Origin of the sequence: Chryseobacterium sp. OSA05B (assembly GCF_019970065.1) — a bacterium.
Lineage (GTDB): Bacteria > Bacteroidota > Bacteroidia > Flavobacteriales > Weeksellaceae > Chryseobacterium.
This window is the reverse complement of record NZ_JAHXYH010000003.1, coordinates 446,993-463,878: the sequence shown is the minus strand read 5'-3', so window position 1 is coordinate 463,878 and position 16,886 is coordinate 446,993. Positions and strand designations below refer to the sequence as shown.

Below are 16,886 nucleotides of genomic sequence, written 5' to 3'. Positions count from 1 at the left end.
AGCAATTAGTCAACTCAATTTTATTACCTTTAAAATAAATAGTATTACAATGGATAATAACGATAGCATCAATTTTCCCAATCAAAGAAAGCGCAATACTGTATTGCGTTTCCTGCACTTGTATGTTATTTCTTATGTGTATCTTTTTATATTGACGTCACAGGTTTCGCCTTTACAGGGAATCAATAAAAGCGGAGTGCTGTGGTTGTGTAAAAATATTTTTCAGCAGCAGCAGGTGGAGTATATTAAGATGACCGGCAGCGGCGATACAACATTAGATTATTGGGTAGTGTTGGCCAATATGTGCTTGGCTGCAGTGGCTGCACTCGTTGTACTTCTTACAGATAAAAAGCAGCGTACATTTAAAGATCTTTATTGGTTTACGGTAGTGGTAGCGCGCTATTATGTAGCCATGATCATGCTTTCGTATGGTTTTGCAAAATTGTATAACGGGCAGTTTCCCGCCAACTCAATTGGGCGTCTGGAAGAAAAAGTGGGCGATATGTCTCCTATGGGTATGATATGGTCCATGATGGGAGCATCTGCAGGGTATACATTTGTTTCCGGACTGCTGGAATCTATGGGTGGGGTTTTGCTTCTTTTCAGACGAACCAAAACTTTTGGTGCACTTTTTTCCATGACAGTGATGATCAATGTGGCCCTGCTGAATTTTTTCTATGATGTACCGGTAAAAATATTTTCCTGCCATATTGTTTTGCTTTGCGTATTTATTGCAAGTGGTGATGCCATTGCGCTGTATCGTTTTTTTGTTTTGCATCAGCCATCGCAGTTACGTTTTCAAAAACGGACATCCGACAAAAGATGGAAACGTATTGCCCTAATTGGCGTGAAGTGCCTCGTCATAGCTTTTTTTATATTCAGTTCTTCGTCAATGCTATTCTATACACCTCCAACTGTACAGATGGAGGGCGCATATAGTGTTGAAAAATTAATAATAAACAATCAGGAAGTACCTTCCTGCAGCAAAGATTCTGTTGGCTGGAAAAAACTATTAATCAGTTACTCTGACCGGACAAGCGTAATTCTTAACAATGACAGTACTAAGGCGTTTAAGAGTATTATAGATACAGGAAAAAAGACACTTACGCTTCGTAAAAAGGAACAGGAAAATATATACGCTTATCTGCATTACGATGTTCAAAAAGATAGCATTATGTTTACAGGAACTATTGGCCGCGACTCTGTGAGGATGAAAACAATAAGAAAGAAAAAGGAAGATTATAAGTTAAACAAGCGTGGCTTTCACTGGATCAATGAATATCCGTTTAACAGGTAAGTTTTAAATCATGACGTATACTCATTTTAAGTAATATTTAAAACATTTAAATTATGGCAAAAAGTAAATTACTGCGAATGGACAATGTGGGTATTGTCGTAGAATCATTGGATGAAGCCATTGCTTTTTTCGAAGAAATCGGACTGAAACTGGAAGGACGCGCAACCATTGAGGGAGAATGGGCCGGCCGCGTTACCGGGCTTGGATCGCAAAACGTAGAGATTGCAATGATGGTTACTCCCGATGGGCACAGTAGACTGGAGATTTCTAAATTTATACATCCACCTGTGATTTCAGACCATCGTACTGCTCCTGTGAATTCGCTTGGCTATCTTCGGGTTATGTTTACGGTGGTGGATATTGATGAACTGGTATCGAGACTTCTGAAACATGGTGCGACGTTGGTAGGTGAGTTGGTTCAGTATGAAAATTCTTACAGGTTATGCTATATTCGTGCTAAGGACGGACTGCTGATTGGTTTGGCTGAACAGTTAAATAATAGCTCAAATGATTGATCTTCTTTATTAAGAGAAAATAAATGTTTCTTGCGATGTTAATAAAAAGAAAGAAGATTAATTATTAATCTTCTTTCACTTTTTTAGAATCATATATTAGCTATTGATTGTAATTCCAACTTATCAAAATTACCACTAAAGACTACCTCTCTTATAGGGCCATCCAGCTCTTCATACACTTCCGTATCGAAGACTCTGCTTGATGTGATATAGATATGATCAAAATCTATATGGCCGCTCGGATCGTTCGGTGATGATGATTTTTTAGCTGAACCACCGCCGCCAAAAGATTTTTTAGTGGTTACCGTTGTGGTTGTTTTTCCATCAGGTCCGGTTGTTACGGTAGTTGTTTTCTCGTAATCAATGGCTGAAATTACAGCGGTTGCTACAGAGGCTACCAGGCTTAACACCAATCCGATCCAGTTTGTATGTTGTGAGTTGGGTTGGTTGATTACCGTATATTGATGAACTTCCTGCCCATTCTTGAAGAACTGGACTAAAATTTCTTTTCCTTCCAACAAACTGTTGACTGCCAAAACAGAGTAGTCTTTTCCGGGTTCATAATGATAAGCCCATTGAGCTACTGTTTTTACACGCTTATATTTGTCAAGGATATTCATTGAAGCTCCAAATACAAGTCCGGCATTAATATTAACCGGCTGTAATGAAAGTTCAAATTTATTTTCCCCGTTGGTATCGATGGTAACCCCATCGGTACTTTTTGATAATTCTGTAACCAGGATTTCTCCTGAGTCTTTTTTAGAAATCTTAGCATTTCCTTTTGGATATACTTTGTTTGCGTTGAGTTCGATGTAGTTTAACATAACTTAAAAATTTAGAATGTTTTGATTGATATGAATTGAAGGCTCTTTTTAATAGAGTGTCTTCTGTTGAGCCTTATTTTTTAAGGTGGTTTCTGACTAAAGATGTCCACCCTGATATCTAATGTTCCTTTCCATCTTGATTAATTTTATTAAACAAATATCTATCGGGGGAACGACAGAACTTGACGTGTAATAAAATTTTTGCAATAACAAATGAGAAATCCAATAATCAGATGATGGATATCAAATATTAACAGAAGAGTCTACTTTGCCTGACCTTATATCAATACGAAAAAATTAAACGTATTAAAACTTATATGCATGGTCTGTTTTGAAATTATTTAGTATATAAATATTTTAATTAATCATAAAATAGTATATTTGTATACTATAATAACGATTATAATGAACTATCCCATGATAAAACACCTGCTTACTTTACCGGAAGAATTGATCATGACCGATTTTAATAAATATTCATTTGAAAAAAACTGAAGATGAAAAAGAAAATTGCAGTTATAGGATCAGGTTTTTCAGGACTTTCAGCAGCGGCTTACGCTTCGAAAGACGGACATGAAGTTCATGTTTTCGAAAAAAACAGCAGCGTGGGCGGAAGGGCAAGAGCATTCAGAACCGAAAGTGGTTATACATTTGATATGGGACCAAGCTGGTATTGGATGCCGGATATTATAGAAGCATTCTTTTTGGATTTTGGGAAAAAAGCATCTGATTTTTACGATCTGATCGCTTTGGATCCGCAATTTGAAATGGTTTTTTCCGATGGAATCATGAAAATTCCCAATGATTTTGAGGAAATGAAAGCCCTGTTTGAAAGTTTAGAATCAGGTGCCGGCAAAAAGCTGGATGAATTTATGAATGATGCGCAGTACAAATATGAAGTGGGAATGAAAGATTTTGTTAATAAGCCCTGCCATTCGTGGCTGGAATTTGTTTCTCCTACCATAGCTAAAAGTGCATTGAATTTAGATCTTTTTACCAATTTTAAGCGCTTCGTCAGAAAATATTTTAAAAATCCTAAACTGATTACTTTAATGGAGTTTCCGGTTATTTTTCTGGGAGCAGCCCCGAAGGATATTCCGGCATTATACAGTCTGATGAATTACGGAGGATATAAATTGGGAACCTGGTATCCAATGGGAGGTTTTTCAAAACTGACCGAAGCCATGATGAAGATCGCCGTAGAACAGGGAGCGAGTTTTCACTTTAATTCAAATGTAGAAAAAATTACGGTTGAAAAAGGCCACGCTGATGGCTTAATAGTCAATGGGAAAAGCAGAAAATTTGACTTAGTCATTGCTTCTTCAGACTATCATCATACAGAAAGTGAACTTCTTCCTGAGGAATACCGAAATTATAAACCGTCCTATTGGGAGAAGAAAACATTGGCTCCGTCATGTCTTATTTATTATTTGGGAATTAAAGAAAAAGTACCGAATCTGAAACATCACACCCTTTTCTTTGAGAACGATCTGCAGCTTCACACCCATGAAATTTATGAAGATAAAAAATGGCCTACAAAGCCTTTGTTTTATGTTTGCTGTCCATCACAGACAGATCAGGCTGCCGCTCCGGAAAACTGTGAAAATATATTTCTGCTAATGCCCGTTGCACCCGGAATAGAAGATGATGAGGACATGAGGGAAAAGTATTTTAAAGAGATGATCGGAAGACTGGAAAAACATACCGGAACTTCAGATCTTATTTCAAAAATTGAATATAAAAAAAGTTATTGTATTAACGATTTTAAAGAAGATTATAATGCCTACAAAGGCAACGCGTATGGTCTTGCCAATACCTTATCACAAACCGCTGTCTTGAAACCATCCATCCGGAATAAAAAAATAAAAAATCTCCTGTATACAGGTCAGCTTACTGTTCCAGGTCCGGGCGTTCCTCCTTCCATTATTTCAGGTAAAATAGCAGCTAACGAAGCCAGTAAAATAAATTAATTATGAAAAAATTGTTTGACGATCTTTCCTACCGAGTGAGCCGAGAAACAACAAAACAATACAGTACAAGTTTTTCTCTCGGAATCATGGCGCTTTCCCCGAAACTCAGAAATCCGATCTATGCTGTGTACGGGTATGTCCGTCTGGCTGATGAAATTGTGGACAGCTTTCATGAGTATGATAAGCAGAAACTTCTGTCAAGATACAAAGCCGAGACTTTTGAGGCGCTGGAAGAAAAAATCTCTCTGAATCCGATTTTACAGTCATTTCAGGAGACAGTACACCGATATAACATTGATTATAGTCTTATCCATCAGTTTCTGAAAAGTATGGAAATGGATCTTCAGAAAATTGATTATAATTCAGATTTATATAAAGAATATATCGTAGGATCTGCCGAAGTAGTGGGGCTGATGTGTCTTCATATTTTCACGGAAGGAAACTCCAGAGAATTTGAACGGCTGAAACCTTATGCGATGATACTGGGATCTGCATTCCAGAAAGTCAATTTTCTTCGGGATATGAAAGATGACTATCAGATTCTGGGACGCTGCTACTTCCCGAATGTTGATATTTCTGATTTTGACAATACCGTAAAAGCCCATATTGAAAAAGAGATTGAAGAAGAATTTAAAATGGCTCTGGAAGGGATCAAAAAACTGCCGGGTTCTGCAAGATTTGGGGTCTATCTGGCTTACCGGTATTACATCTCACTTTTCCGGAAAATTAAGCGGACATCTGCCGGTAATATGATCAATCAGAGGATAAGAATATCCAACGGTAAAAAATTATCTTTAATGATGAGCAGCTATCTGCAGTATAAAGTATCGCTTCTTTAAAGATATTCCATTTAAATTAAATATAGAATGATACATAAAATTTACAGGGAACAGCAGCTCAACTGTGATATAGAAACCGCATGGACATTTTTTTCTTCCGCCCATAATCTTTCTGAAATTACCCCGAAGGATATGAACTTTATCGTACTTACGGAAATGGAAGATGATGAAATTTTTAAAGGGATGATTATTGATTATTATGTTTCTCCTGTACTGGGAATAAAAATGAAATGGAAGACGGAAATTACTCAGGTTGATTTTCAAAAAAGTTTTACGGATTTTCAGAAAAAAGGACCTTATACACTATGGAATCACCACCATGAATTTATAGTCAATGAAAAAGGAGTTTTAATGAAAGATACCGTACAGTATGAACTTCCTTTAGGGTTTTTGGGTGAAATTGCCCACAAAGTCTTTGTCAGAAAAAAACTTGAACATGTTTTCAGCTACAGGTACACCGTTTTAGAAGAACGCTTCAATAAAAAAATAAAGTAATGAATTTCCTGATTATAGTAAGTACATTTTTGGTCATGGAAGGGATGACCTGGCTCATCCATAAATATATCATGCATGGGTTTCTATGGATGCTTCATAAGGATCATCATGATCACAGCAATGAGGGAAGTATGGAGAAAAACGATTATTTCTTTCTCATTTTTGCCTTGCCTACGATACTTTTGATGTATTATGGTACAACACAGCATTTTAATGTCTGGTTTTATATAGCGGTAGGAATAGCTTTATACGGAATGGCTTATTTTTTTGTCCACGATATCTTTATACATCAAAGGCTTAAAATCCTTCGCAATACAGAAAATCCATATCTGCTGGCTATCAGACGTGCCCATAAACAGCATCATAAACATACCGGAAAAGAAAAAGGAGAGTGTTTTGGCTTTCTGTGGGTGCCTATCAAATATTTTAAAATGTATTTTAATAAATCTAAAGTCTGACCATGCTGCACTACACCTATCTTTTGATTAATTTTTTTACGGTAATCATCTGTTTTGTTTTTTCATTTCATCCTAAAATAAAATTCAACAGGCATTTTCCTGCTTTTTTTAAGGCAGCATTTATTGTGGCTCTTGTCTTTATTCTTTGGGATATCTGGTTTACCAATAGAGGCGTCTGGTGGTTCAATGATGCCTATCTTTTGGGAATCAGGATCGGTGGGCTTCCTATTGAAGAAATACTGTTTTTTTTCTGCATTCCGTTTTCATGTATTTTCACCTATTTCTGCCTGGACAAATTTTTCCGTCTGGATTGGAAACCGCTTCCTGAAAAAGTATTTGTGATTATTTCCATTATTTCTGCATTGGGAATGGCTGTTTGTTTTCATGATAAAATCTATACCTTGATTACCTTTTTATCCACAGCCATCAGTATGTTCACATTGTATTTTTTGCTGAAAGCAAGATGGATAGGGAAGGCTTCTTTGATTTATTTTTTGCTGATGCCGGGATTCCTCATCGTAAACGGCATACTTACCGGAACAGGTCTGGAATTTCCTGTTGTGAACTACAATCCTGAGAATTTTATAGGGATAAGAATGCTTACCATTCCGGTTGAAGATACGGTATATGGGTATGAAATGATTTTGTGGAATATGTATTTATTTCAAAAATTTAAGAGAAATGAGCCCGATCAATAGCCTTTTTTGAGGAGAAAATTTTATGGTATGATAGTCAGGTGGACTCCAGGGTTTCATGCCTGATTGGGCTGATTTACATTATATTATTTTTAGTTTTTTATATACTTCGTCGCGATAGCTTAATCCTATGGGAATGTTTTTTTTATTAGTCAGTAATATGACATGTTGTTCTACGTAACTGATCTTATTGAGGTTAATAAAAAAAGATTTATGAACCCGGCAAATATAACTGAGGTGTTTTAAGGTTTCTTCAATGCTCGTCAAGGTACCGTGAACGATCACATGAGTGCTTTCAGTATATATACAAATGTAGTTTCGCATCCCCTCGATATAAATCAGTTCGGAAGGATTAATTTTTACCAGCCGCTTATCACTTTTTACATAAAAACTTTCATTATCTTTTTCATTGATTGTGGAAATGAACTGTTGTTTTTGCCTTAAATTCTCATTAGCTTTCTGAACACTTTTAGAAAAACGATCAAGAGAAATAGGTTTTAATAAATAATCTATAGCATTTTGATTAAATGCATCTACGGCGTATTGGTGATATGCTGTGGTGTATATAATGGCAGGAGGATTGTTAAAGATAGAAACAAAATCAGTTCCGTTGATCTCAGGCATTTTGATGTCTAAAAAAATCAGATCAATTTCTTTATTCTTATTTAAAAAACGGATCAACTCAAAAACGTTATTGCAAATACCTTCAAGCTGCAAAATTTCAAATTTTGAAATATGATGGACCAAAACTTCCTGAGCAAGTTTTTCATCATCTACTACTAAACATCTTATTTTCATCATTCTCTACAGTTTTATTTCAAGGGTAGCGCTAAAAGTATTTTTGTCTTTTTTAATTTTGAAAACATGTCTTGAGGGATACAGCAATTGAAGTCGTTTTTGTATGTTTTCAATACCGATCCCTCCAAAATCTTTGGTTGCGGTCTCCTTAAAATTATTGGTACATGTAAATACAAGGCTGTTGTCATTGCAGGATAAGGTAATATGGATGTAAGATACACCAATAGTAGAATCAGTACCATGTTTAAAAGCATTTTCTACTAAAGGTAATAAAAGCATGGGTGCCATTTTAACCGAATCTGTTACTTCTGTGTGATGAAAAGAAATCTGTGCGTTGGCAGGCATTCTTAATCGTTCAATATCAATATAGGTATTTAAAATATGGATCTCGTTGGTGATGGAAATTTCTTTTGGCTGTGATTCGAATAAAGAATACCTGAGAATATCGGACAGCTTTAGGATAACATCGGGTGTTTCTTTTGACATTTTAAGGGATAGAGCATATAAACTATTCAATACATTAAAAAGAAAATGAGGACTGATTTGAGATTTTAAGAGACCTAGCTCAGCAATTCTTTGTTGTGCCTGTATCTGTTCATTCCTTTTAATCTTTACTACATATTCCTGTAGCGAATAGCCCATGGCCATAACAACCATTGTGATGATAATTCCGGGATAAACATCAAAATAAGATTGATACTTTTCTAATGTTGCCGGAGCTGAAGATGTCGCTGCCAATGATGTGAAATCCGATAATTCGTTAGTATTGAATTGGAGATAAAGCCATTGTACATAATAACCTGTTATAATAACTGAAATTAGAAAAACAGTGATCACCGAGATTAAATAGTGTGTGATTTTTTTTGTGCTCCGAAAGTTGGGGAGAAGCCTGAAGTTATTAATCCATGCAGGGACAAAAAGCATAATGTTGTACAATAAAATAAAAACGACGGGAAGATTTTTATCATTATTATGTACACTGGTAAATATAATAAATCCGACAAAAAGTATATTCAGCTGTAATCTGAGAAAATGATACACCTTCAGTGACTTCATATGTTTTGTAATAAAAGGGTAAAGTTAAATATTTTCTTTAGTGGCGCATGCTATTTTACACGAACATGCTTTATTTCCGGACAAACAATAATCGAAAAGCGTACAGATTGTATATCCGGGATTGAGCGCTGTTGGTCAAAAAAAATCAAAAATTCCTTATAAGCCTTCGTTATTTGCACTGAATAAAAATTACTATTTAACAATGAGAAAGATCTGCTTACTATTTATCCTACCTATTTTTGGGGTATTATCAGCCCAAAATCCTGATTTAAAAAAATCAATAGATAGCGTATTGACTAATTTCCAAAGAAATAATGCTTTTTCCGGCAGTATTTTACTTCAAAAAAATGGGGAAACAATTTATAAAGGCGAGTTCAATAAGTTTACTGACGGATCGGCTAAATATAGGATTGGCTCTATAACCAAAGTTTTTACTGCCATTATTACTTTCCAGCTTATTGAAGAAGGCAGGTTATCACTGGACTCCAAACTCAGCCAATATTTCCCCGCCATTAAGAATGCAGAAGTGATCACGATCGGAAATATGCTGAACCATACCAGCGGTATTTACAATTATCTGGAGTGGGAAGATTACTATGACCAAAAAAGTAAGAATTACACAAGAGAGGATATGCTGAAGCTCGTACAACAGGGAAAACCTGATTTTAAGCCGGGAAAGGAAAGTTCTTACAGCAATTCAAATTACTTGCTGCTGGGATATATCATAGAAGATATTACGGGGAAATCTTATGAAGAAAATCTGAAAATGAGGATCTTGGATAGGGTGGGTATGCACGATACCTATTGTGAAAAAGACCAGACACAGTATAGTAAACGAACGCAATCTTACAAGTTTGATGGCGAAAACTGGTCAAAAGAACCCGATACACATCCGAGTTTCACTTTTGCAACAGGTGACATTGTTTCTACAACCGAAGATGTGTCAAAATTAATGCATGAACTTTTTAAAGGGAACCTGCTGTCTCAAAATTCGTTGGAACAAATGACAAAGACCAACGATCAAACCATCATTGGATACGGTTTATTTAAAACTCCATTTTATAATAAAACAGGATACGGGCATACAGGCCGGATAGATGAATTTCATTCAGGCGTAGCATATCTTCCCGAAGACAATTTCAGTATGGCTGTTCTGGCAAACGGAACGAATGTAAAATTAAATGATATTGTAATAGGCGTTGTCTCAAAGTACTACCAAAAAAAATACAAATATCCTGACTTTACAACCTATCATAGTGAAACAGCTCCACCCACAGAAATCTATAAAGGGATCTACAAAGCAAAATTGGCAGGTCTTATTACCGTGGGCACATTTCAAATAACACAGGCAGGAAAAAATCATCTGTTTATTGCCATGTATGAAGATGAAAAAAAGGGTAAAGAGGGAAGAAAAGCATTACTGAAAAGAACAGGAGAAAATGAATTTTATTCTTTTGACAATGGCGCAGAACTTAAGTTTTTACTCAACGAAAAAGGAAAAGTTACAGGGATAAAACTTACACAAGGCAAACAGTCTGTCAATTGCAAGAAGATATAAATCCTTAGTAATATGTAAGTCTGGATATTCATAATAAGACTTCACTTTTATCGTTTTTTTATTTTGCAGAAAATAGCATTTTTTACGGCTTACCAATCTTTACAAGTAGGTGAATGTTATAGGTAATCAGATAATTTACACCTCATCAAATGCCCCAATCTTTTACTTTTTGTAAATTAGCTGCTTAAAGAAAAATCAATGAAATATAATATCTATCAGGTTGATGCCTTTACAGATAGCATATTTGGAGGAAATCCTGCTTGTGTAGTACCTTTGAATGCATGGCTTGATGACGACATTTTGTTAAAAATAGCAAAAGAGAATGCAGTGGCAGAAACGGCTTTCTTTGTAGATAACGGTGAGAAAATACATTTGAGATGGTTCACTCCTGAAATAGAAATGGATTTATGTGGTCATGCTACTCTTGCTACCGCGCATTGCTTAAAAGCGATCTTAAACTATACCGCCAATGAAATTATTTTTGAAACCTTAAGCGGGGATCTAAAGGTTAGTGTTGACGATCAGCTTTATCGGATGGATTTTCCTTCACGGATGCCTGTATCTCATGTTTTGCCAAAAAATATTGAAGAATCACTGAATATTCAGCCTAAGGAAGTTTTAAAGTCAAGAGATTTTGTCCTGGTGTATGAGACTGAAGCTGAAGTAAGAAATATAAAGATAAACAGATTGTTATTTGATGAGGTAAATCTTGATCCCGGTGGAGTAATAGTGACATCACCCGGGGAACATTGTGATTTTGTTTCGAGATTTTTTACTCCGCAAGCTTCCATTTTAGAAGATCCTGTTACCGGCTCTGCTCATTGCTCATTAATTCCTTATTGGGCTGAGAAACTTGATAAGAATGACCTTTATGCAATGCAGGTTTCTGAACGGTTAGGAAAGCTTTTCTGCGAAAACAAAGGAGAAAGAGTAATCATCAGCGGACAGGCTAGAACCTATTCGATAGGAAATTTATGGTTGGATTAGGGAAGTGATGACGGGATGAAAGTTATTTAAAATTTAATATAGCTTTTTATAAAAGAACTGGAAAAATATCGAAATTCGCGCTCAATATTTTAAAATACGTATGACTTTTGATTTTCAGCCTCATTTATTTTCAGATCAGATCATTTTGAAACCTCTGCTACCGAACCATAGAGAAGAGCTTTTTCAGCAGGCAGCCAATCCTCAGGTTTGGGAATTGCACCCTAATAAGGACCGCCATGAAAGAACTTCTTTTGATCATTTCTTTGATCAGGCTTTATCCAGTAATGCAGCACTTGCAATAATTGATGCGTCTTCGGACAAAGTTATAGGGACTACACGATTTTATGATTATAACCATCTTGAGAATAATGTTGCGATAGGATATACTTTTCTGGGAAAGGACTATTGGGGAAATGGTTATAACAAGGCTGTGAAATCACTGATGTTTGATTATGCTTTCACAAAGGTTGATGATGTGGTATTACATATTGGCGCATCCAATATCAGGTCTTGCCGGGCGGCCGAAAAACTTGGGGCCAGACGGGTAGGAGAAGATACCCGTTCATTTAATGGGGAACCGCCGGTAACGAATCTGGTGTACCAGATTAATAAGGCTGACTGGCAGGCTTCAAGTGATGCTAATGGTATGCTTTGATTTAAAAGGAAGTATTTGTTTTAAAGATCAATGAACTGATTTTTAAGCACATTATCAAGAGAATTTATCTGAAACACAAAAAAAACAACCCTTTAATTGTAAGAATTAGAGGGGTTTATATTTTGGTGCTTTGATTAATGGTTTATTTATGTTTTAATATTTTATTAATTAGTATATTTGTATTTAATTATAATAAATGTAATGAACTATCCCATCATAAAAGACGTACTTACTTTACTGGAAGAATTTGAATCGGAAAATACTGCCGGCTCTTATAGTTCAGACATTGAAGGTTTTAAAGCCTGGGTGTTTGCTAAAAACACTTCTCCCGAAATCAATGAACCGTATTGGGAAGGGAAGGAAAACGGAAGAACCCCCGAAAGCGCGATAAGCACTTTGCTGGTTCACCTCAACAGGTATGCAAAAACCTATTCTAAATCCGCTATTTCGGACTCCCATTTTGCCACACAGGAAGATTTTATTTATCTGATCAACTTAAAAGCTTTCGGTAAAATGACCAAAATGGAGCTTATCAAAAAGAATATTCAGGATAAACCCGTAGGAATGCTCATTATCGCTAGATTACTGAAGCAGGGCTGGATAGAGCAGGCAGATTCTGATATTGATAAAAGGAATAAAGTGATTACCATTACTCCGGCCGGGCTTGAAGCTCTGGATCAGCAGATGGATAAGATCCGGAATGCTACGGATATCGTGGCAGGAAATCTTACCTATCAGGATAAAATGGAGCTTATCAGGATTCTTAACAAGCTGGATCGTTTTCACTATCCCATTTTCTGTAGGAATATTGACAGTAAGGACTTGATCAGGACGGTATTTGACGAATATTCATTTGAAAAAAACTGATTGGGGCTTTCAAAAACTTAGAAAATGAGCAAAATTAATGTGTTCTGGTTCAGAAGGGATTTAAGGTTGGAAGATAATGCCGGTCTGCATCATGCTCTTCATTCCGGCTTGAAAGTGATCCCGGTTTTTATATTTGATTCTGAAATTCTGGACCATCTCGAAGACAAGTCTGATAAAAGGGTGGATTATATCCGGCAGGCTTTAGAGAATATCAATAAAGAACTGAAAGATTGTAAAAGCGGCTTGAAAACCTATCATGGAAAACCAATTGATATATTCAAAAAACTCATCAAAGAATTTGAGATTGACACAGTGTTCTGCAACACGGATTATGAGCCGCAGGCCATAAAAAGAGATCGGGAAATATCAGATTTCCTTGGGAAAAGCGGGATCAAATTTTTGGACTTTAAGGATCAGGTAATATTCGAAAAAAGTGATATTCTTAAAAGTGATCAGTCTCCTTATACCGTCTTTACGCCTTATTCAAAAAAGTGGAAAGAAAATGTTGGGAGTATTGAAGCTTTTTCAGCTGATTTCCGCCAATTCGCCCTATTAAAAGAACATAATGACATTCTTAGTCTTGAGAATATTGGTTTTAAAAAGACCGAAATAGAATTTATAAAACCTTCTCTTGACAAAAAAATTATAGCATCTTATCAGCAATACAGAGATTTTCCGGCGATGGATCATACCACACACCTTGGAATAGCTCTGCGTTTCGGAACTATTTCTGTGAGGAAGTGTGTAAAATTTGCTCTTGATCATAGCGAAACATGGCTTAATGAACTGATCTGGAGAGAATTCTTCATGCAGATTCTGTTTCATTTTCCTCACGTCGTGAACCATTGTTTTAAGAAAAAATATGAAGACATTCCGTGGAGAAATAATGAAGAGGAATTCAGAGCGTGGTGCGAAGGTAAAACAGGATATCCCATTGTAGATGCAGGAATGAAGGAACTTAATGCAACCGGTTTTATGCATAATAGAGTGCGGATGATCACGGCAAGCTTCCTTACCAAACATCTTCTGATCGACTGGAGGTGGGGAGAAGCTTACTTTGCCACAAAACTGCTTGATTATGACCTTTCCGCGAACAATGGAAACTGGCAGTGGGCGGCAGGCTGTGGGTGTGATGCAGCACCTTATTTCAGAATATTTAATCCTGAAGAACAGACTAAAAAGTTTGACAGAGATTTGAAATATATAAGAAAATGGCTTCCCGAATCTTATGATCAAAAACCATTGGTTGAACACAAATTCGCCAGGGAGAGAGCATTAGAGACGTATAAAAAAGCATTGGCTTAGGTATTTGACCGGATATTATAAATGATTCATAACTAAAATAAAGAACATTGGCTAAAAAAGGAATTTTATTGGTAAATCTTGGGTCGCCAAGATCCACAGCGGTAAAGGATGTAAGGGAATATCTTGACGAATTCCTGATGGATGAGAGGGTGATAGATTATCGCTGGATTTTCCGTGCCCTTCTTGTTCAGGGTATTATTCTCAATACGAGACCTGCAAAATCTGCGGAAGCCTATAAAACGGTTTGGACGGATAAAGGTTCTCCGCTTATTGTGATCACTGAAAAAGTGCAGGAAAAACTTCAGAAAATTGTAGATATTCCTGTGGAAATAGGGATGAGATATGCTCAGCCCAGCATTGAAAACGGAATCCGGAAACTGGTGGATCAAGGCGTCTCCGAAATCGTACTGTTCCCACTGTATCCGCAATATGCGATGAGTACAACGGAATCTGTCATAGAAAAAGCGGAAGAAGTAAGAAAAAAGAAATTTCCGGAGGTGAAGATCAATTATATCCAGCCGTTTTATAATAGGGATATTTACATCAATTGCCTGGCGGAAAGCATCAGAGAGAAGCTTCCTGAAAATTTTGATGCTTTGCAGTTTTCCTATCACGGCGTTCCCGAAAGGCATATTTTCAAAACAGACCCTACCAAGACCTGTAATCTCAATGACTGCTGCTCAAGAGAAACCAATCCGAGCCATCAGTTTTGCTACCGCCACCAATGTTTTGATACCACTAAAAAAGTGATTGAAAAGCTCGGACTGCCGAGAGAAAAAACAATCGTTTCTTTCCAGTCCAGGCTGGGGAAGGATAAATGGATGGAACCTTATACAGACGAAACTTTAGAAACAATTCCCGCTAAAGGCGTCAAAAACCTCGCTATCGTTTGTCCAGCTTTTGTGTCAGACTGCCTTGAAACCCTGGAAGAAATTTCAGTAGAAGGAAAAGAGCAGTTTTTGCATGCGGGAGGAGAGAACTTCCACTATATTCCCTGTCTGAATGATGAAGACCGGTGGATAGAAGTTGTAAAAGAACTATGTGAGGAAAAACTTAAAGAGTTTTATTTGGTTTAAGTCAAAAGACCTGTTTTTTTTTAATATTAAATTGCACCCCTGTAATACTCTGATAGTACAGGGGATTTATTTTGCATAGGATTTACTGACAGCTCCCCGAATCCGCTACAGCCAACCCATGGAGTCAGTTTACAGGCTTACAGGAATTCATGCAGGAAAGATGCAATCGATTAATGGATAAATAGTAAGAGGTTCAACCCGTAGAAATTCAAAGATTTTCATACAACTTTACATTCGCTTCATGTGGGTAATATATTAACTTAAAAATTGATTAAGCATAAAAAGATAGAGATTCTTTGCGATAGAAAAATTCAGCATTCATCATCCTTTGCCTATACTTTAACTTAAGTTTAACTCTAATTATAATTTCTGCGGCCACCGATATCCTCAGTAATAGCGTACTTTTGCGGTCAATAAAATAATGGAATATGGGATTGTTTGATATGTTTACACGGGAGATTGCGATTGATCTTGGAACTGCTAATACCCTGATCATATACAACAATAAGATTGTCATAGACGAACCCTCTATTGTTGCTATTGATCGGACAACAGGAAAACCTATTGCAGTAGGGACACAGGCGAAGCTTATGCAGGGGAAAACCCACGAAAATATTAAAACGATACGTCCTTTAAAAGACGGGGTTATCGCAGATTTTCATGCATCTGAACATATGATTAAGGAATTTATTAAGCAGATTCCGGATATTGGAGGAAAGTTTATGCAGCCGGCTCTTAGAATTGTCATCTGTATTCCTTCAGGGATTACGGAAGTAGAGAAAAGAGCGGTTAAAGACTCGGCATTGAAGGTAAATGCGAAGGAAGTAAAACTGATCTATGAACCTATGGCTGCTGCTATCGGAGCCGGTATCGATGTTGAAAATCCTGAAGGAAACATGATTGTTGATATAGGTGGAGGAACTACTGAAATTGCCGTCATTGCGCTGGGGGGAATTGTCTGCGACAGATCGTTGAAAATTGCAGGCGATGTTTTCACCAATGATATTGCCTACTTTATCAGATCCCAGTATAATCTGGATATCGGGGAAAGAACGGCGGAAAGAATAAAAATTGAAATAGGTTCGGCACTGGAAGAACTTGATTTTCCTCTTGAAGATATCCCCGTACAGGGTAGAGACCTGATCACGGGTAAGCCAAAAGAAATTATGGTCAGCTACAAGGAAGTGTTCAAAGCCATTGATAAATCTATAATGAGAATAGAAGATGCGATCATGGAAACGCTTGCCATTACGCCGCCGGAATTGGCATCGGATATCTATAAAACGGGTATTTTCCTTGCCGGAGGAGGCGCATTACTGAATGGTCTGGCAGACAGGATTCACCTGAAAACGGGATTGCCGGTTTGTGTGGCAGAAGATCCGTTGAGGGCTGTTGTTCGTGGAACCGGGATTGCGCTTAAAAATATTAATAAGTTCAGATTTCTTATCAAGTAGCATTTCAATGTAGCTACTCGAAGAGATTTGTTGAATA

Annotated in this window: 17 protein-coding genes; 14 read left to right on the top strand and 3 right to left on the bottom strand. The window is 36.8% G+C overall.

Annotated features, from left to right (window positions below):
• Positions 1-49: 49 nt before the first annotated feature.
• Entirely contained in the window at positions 50-1,297 is a 1,248-nt protein-coding gene (locus LC419_RS14325; RefSeq protein ID WP_223608005.1) for a hypothetical protein, read from the top strand.
• A gap of 53 nt (positions 1,298-1,350) precedes the next feature.
• On the top strand, positions 1,351-1,812 hold the full coding sequence (locus tag LC419_RS14320) for a VOC family protein (protein ID WP_223608004.1): 462 nt from the start codon (positions 1,351-1,353) through the stop codon (positions 1,810-1,812).
• 89 nt (positions 1,813-1,901) lie between these two features.
• Here the strand turns inward: LC419_RS14320 and LC419_RS14315 are convergent, their stop codons facing one another.
• Positions 1,902-2,636, bottom strand: a complete 735-nt coding sequence (locus LC419_RS14315; RefSeq protein WP_223608003.1) for a hypothetical protein — start codon at positions 2,634-2,636, stop codon at positions 1,902-1,904.
• Between the two features lie 497 nt (positions 2,637-3,133).
• Between LC419_RS14315 and LC419_RS14310 the strand changes: the two genes are divergently transcribed.
• From LC419_RS14310 to LC419_RS14290, 5 genes are read left to right on the top strand one after another with little or no spacing between them, the layout of a single operon-like run.
• The gene (locus LC419_RS14310) at positions 3,134-4,606 is read left to right on the top strand and encodes an NAD(P)/FAD-dependent oxidoreductase (RefSeq protein ID WP_223608002.1); all 1,473 of its coding nucleotides are present in this window, start codon (positions 3,134-3,136) and stop codon (positions 4,604-4,606) included.
• 2 nt (positions 4,607-4,608) lie between these two features.
• Entirely contained in the window at positions 4,609-5,445 is an 837-nt protein-coding gene (locus tag LC419_RS14305) for a phytoene/squalene synthase family protein (protein WP_223608001.1), read from the top strand.
• Between the two features lie 27 nt (positions 5,446-5,472).
• Entirely contained in the window at positions 5,473-5,940 is a 468-nt protein-coding gene (locus LC419_RS14300) for an SRPBCC family protein (protein WP_223608000.1), read from the top strand.
• Entirely contained in the window at positions 5,940-6,398 is a 459-nt protein-coding gene (locus tag LC419_RS14295; RefSeq protein ID WP_223607999.1) for a sterol desaturase family protein, read from the top strand. The genes LC419_RS14300 and LC419_RS14295 overlap by 1 nt, the downstream gene beginning before the upstream one ends.
• Before the next feature lie 2 nt (positions 6,399-6,400).
• Positions 6,401-7,096, top strand: a complete 696-nt coding sequence (locus LC419_RS14290; RefSeq protein ID WP_223607998.1) for a lycopene cyclase domain-containing protein — start codon at positions 6,401-6,403, stop codon at positions 7,094-7,096.
• 78 nt (positions 7,097-7,174) lie between these two features.
• On the opposite strand, the gene LC419_RS14285 is transcribed toward LC419_RS14290, so the two are convergent.
• A complete protein-coding gene (locus LC419_RS14285; protein ID WP_223607997.1) occupies positions 7,175-7,894 on the bottom strand; it encodes a LytTR family DNA-binding domain-containing protein in 720 nt (239 codons plus the stop codon).
• A 3-nt stretch (positions 7,895-7,897) separates the two neighbouring features.
• Positions 7,898-8,947: a sensor histidine kinase gene (locus LC419_RS14280; protein ID WP_223607996.1), complete on the bottom strand. Its 1,050-nt coding sequence runs from the start codon at positions 8,945-8,947 to the stop codon at positions 7,898-7,900.
• Between the two features lie 202 nt (positions 8,948-9,149).
• On the opposite strand from LC419_RS14280, the gene LC419_RS14275 reads away from it, so the two are divergent.
• The 7 genes from LC419_RS14275 (at position 9,150) to LC419_RS14245 (ending at position 16,849) form a co-directional block, all read left to right on the top strand.
• Positions 9,150-10,505: a serine hydrolase gene (locus LC419_RS14275; RefSeq protein ID WP_223607995.1), complete on the top strand. Its 1,356-nt coding sequence runs from the start codon at positions 9,150-9,152 to the stop codon at positions 10,503-10,505.
• Positions 10,506-10,703: 198 nt separating this feature from the next.
• Positions 10,704-11,492: a PhzF family phenazine biosynthesis protein gene (locus LC419_RS14270; protein ID WP_223607994.1), complete on the top strand. Its 789-nt coding sequence runs from the start codon at positions 10,704-10,706 to the stop codon at positions 11,490-11,492.
• A 100-nt stretch (positions 11,493-11,592) separates the two neighbouring features.
• Complete coding sequence (locus tag LC419_RS14265; protein WP_223607993.1) at positions 11,593-12,147, top strand: GNAT family N-acetyltransferase; 555 nt, start codon at positions 11,593-11,595, stop codon at positions 12,145-12,147.
• Positions 12,148-12,348: 201 nt separating this feature from the next.
• Positions 12,349-13,014 (top strand): MarR family winged helix-turn-helix transcriptional regulator, encoded by a 666-nt coding sequence (locus LC419_RS14260; RefSeq protein ID WP_223607992.1) that lies wholly within the window; start codon positions 12,349-12,351, stop codon positions 13,012-13,014.
• Between the two features lie 24 nt (positions 13,015-13,038).
• Positions 13,039-14,319, top strand: a complete 1,281-nt coding sequence (locus tag LC419_RS14255) for a deoxyribodipyrimidine photo-lyase (protein ID WP_223607991.1) — start codon at positions 13,039-13,041, stop codon at positions 14,317-14,319.
• A 47-nt stretch (positions 14,320-14,366) separates the two neighbouring features.
• Positions 14,367-15,395, top strand: a complete 1,029-nt coding sequence (gene hemH, locus LC419_RS14250; RefSeq protein ID WP_223607990.1) for a ferrochelatase — start codon at positions 14,367-14,369, stop codon at positions 15,393-15,395.
• A 428-nt stretch (positions 15,396-15,823) separates the two neighbouring features.
• Positions 15,824-16,849, top strand: a complete 1,026-nt coding sequence (locus tag LC419_RS14245) for a rod shape-determining protein (protein ID WP_223607989.1) — start codon at positions 15,824-15,826, stop codon at positions 16,847-16,849.
• The last annotated feature ends 37 nt before the right edge of the window (positions 16,850-16,886 follow it).

Coding starts and splice junctions, on each gene's coding strand:
- LC419_RS14325 (WP_223608005.1), top strand. CDS start 50: ATGGATAATAACGATAGCATCAATTTTCCCAATCAAAGAAAGCGCAAT.
- LC419_RS14320 (WP_223608004.1), top strand. CDS start 1,351: ATGGCAAAAAGTAAATTACTGCGAATGGACAATGTGGGTATTGTCGTA.
- LC419_RS14315 (WP_223608003.1), bottom strand. CDS start 2,636: ATGTTAAACTACATCGAACTCAACGCAAACAAAGTATATCCAAAAGGA.
- LC419_RS14310 (WP_223608002.1), top strand. CDS start 3,134: ATGAAAAAGAAAATTGCAGTTATAGGATCAGGTTTTTCAGGACTTTCA.
- LC419_RS14305 (WP_223608001.1), top strand. CDS start 4,609: ATGAAAAAATTGTTTGACGATCTTTCCTACCGAGTGAGCCGAGAAACA.
- LC419_RS14300 (WP_223608000.1), top strand. CDS start 5,473: ATGATACATAAAATTTACAGGGAACAGCAGCTCAACTGTGATATAGAA.
- LC419_RS14295 (WP_223607999.1), top strand. CDS start 5,940: ATGAATTTCCTGATTATAGTAAGTACATTTTTGGTCATGGAAGGGATG.
- LC419_RS14290 (WP_223607998.1), top strand. CDS start 6,401: ATGCTGCACTACACCTATCTTTTGATTAATTTTTTTACGGTAATCATC.
- LC419_RS14285 (WP_223607997.1), bottom strand. CDS start 7,894: ATGATGAAAATAAGATGTTTAGTAGTAGATGATGAAAAACTTGCTCAG.
- LC419_RS14280 (WP_223607996.1), bottom strand. CDS start 8,947: ATGAAGTCACTGAAGGTGTATCATTTTCTCAGATTACAGCTGAATATA.
- LC419_RS14275 (WP_223607995.1), top strand. CDS start 9,150: ATGAGAAAGATCTGCTTACTATTTATCCTACCTATTTTTGGGGTATTA.
- LC419_RS14270 (WP_223607994.1), top strand. CDS start 10,704: ATGAAATATAATATCTATCAGGTTGATGCCTTTACAGATAGCATATTT.
- LC419_RS14265 (WP_223607993.1), top strand. CDS start 11,593: ATGACTTTTGATTTTCAGCCTCATTTATTTTCAGATCAGATCATTTTG.
- LC419_RS14260 (WP_223607992.1), top strand. CDS start 12,349: ATGAACTATCCCATCATAAAAGACGTACTTACTTTACTGGAAGAATTT.
- LC419_RS14255 (WP_223607991.1), top strand. CDS start 13,039: ATGAGCAAAATTAATGTGTTCTGGTTCAGAAGGGATTTAAGGTTGGAA.
- LC419_RS14245 (WP_223607989.1), top strand. CDS start 15,824: ATGGGATTGTTTGATATGTTTACACGGGAGATTGCGATTGATCTTGGA.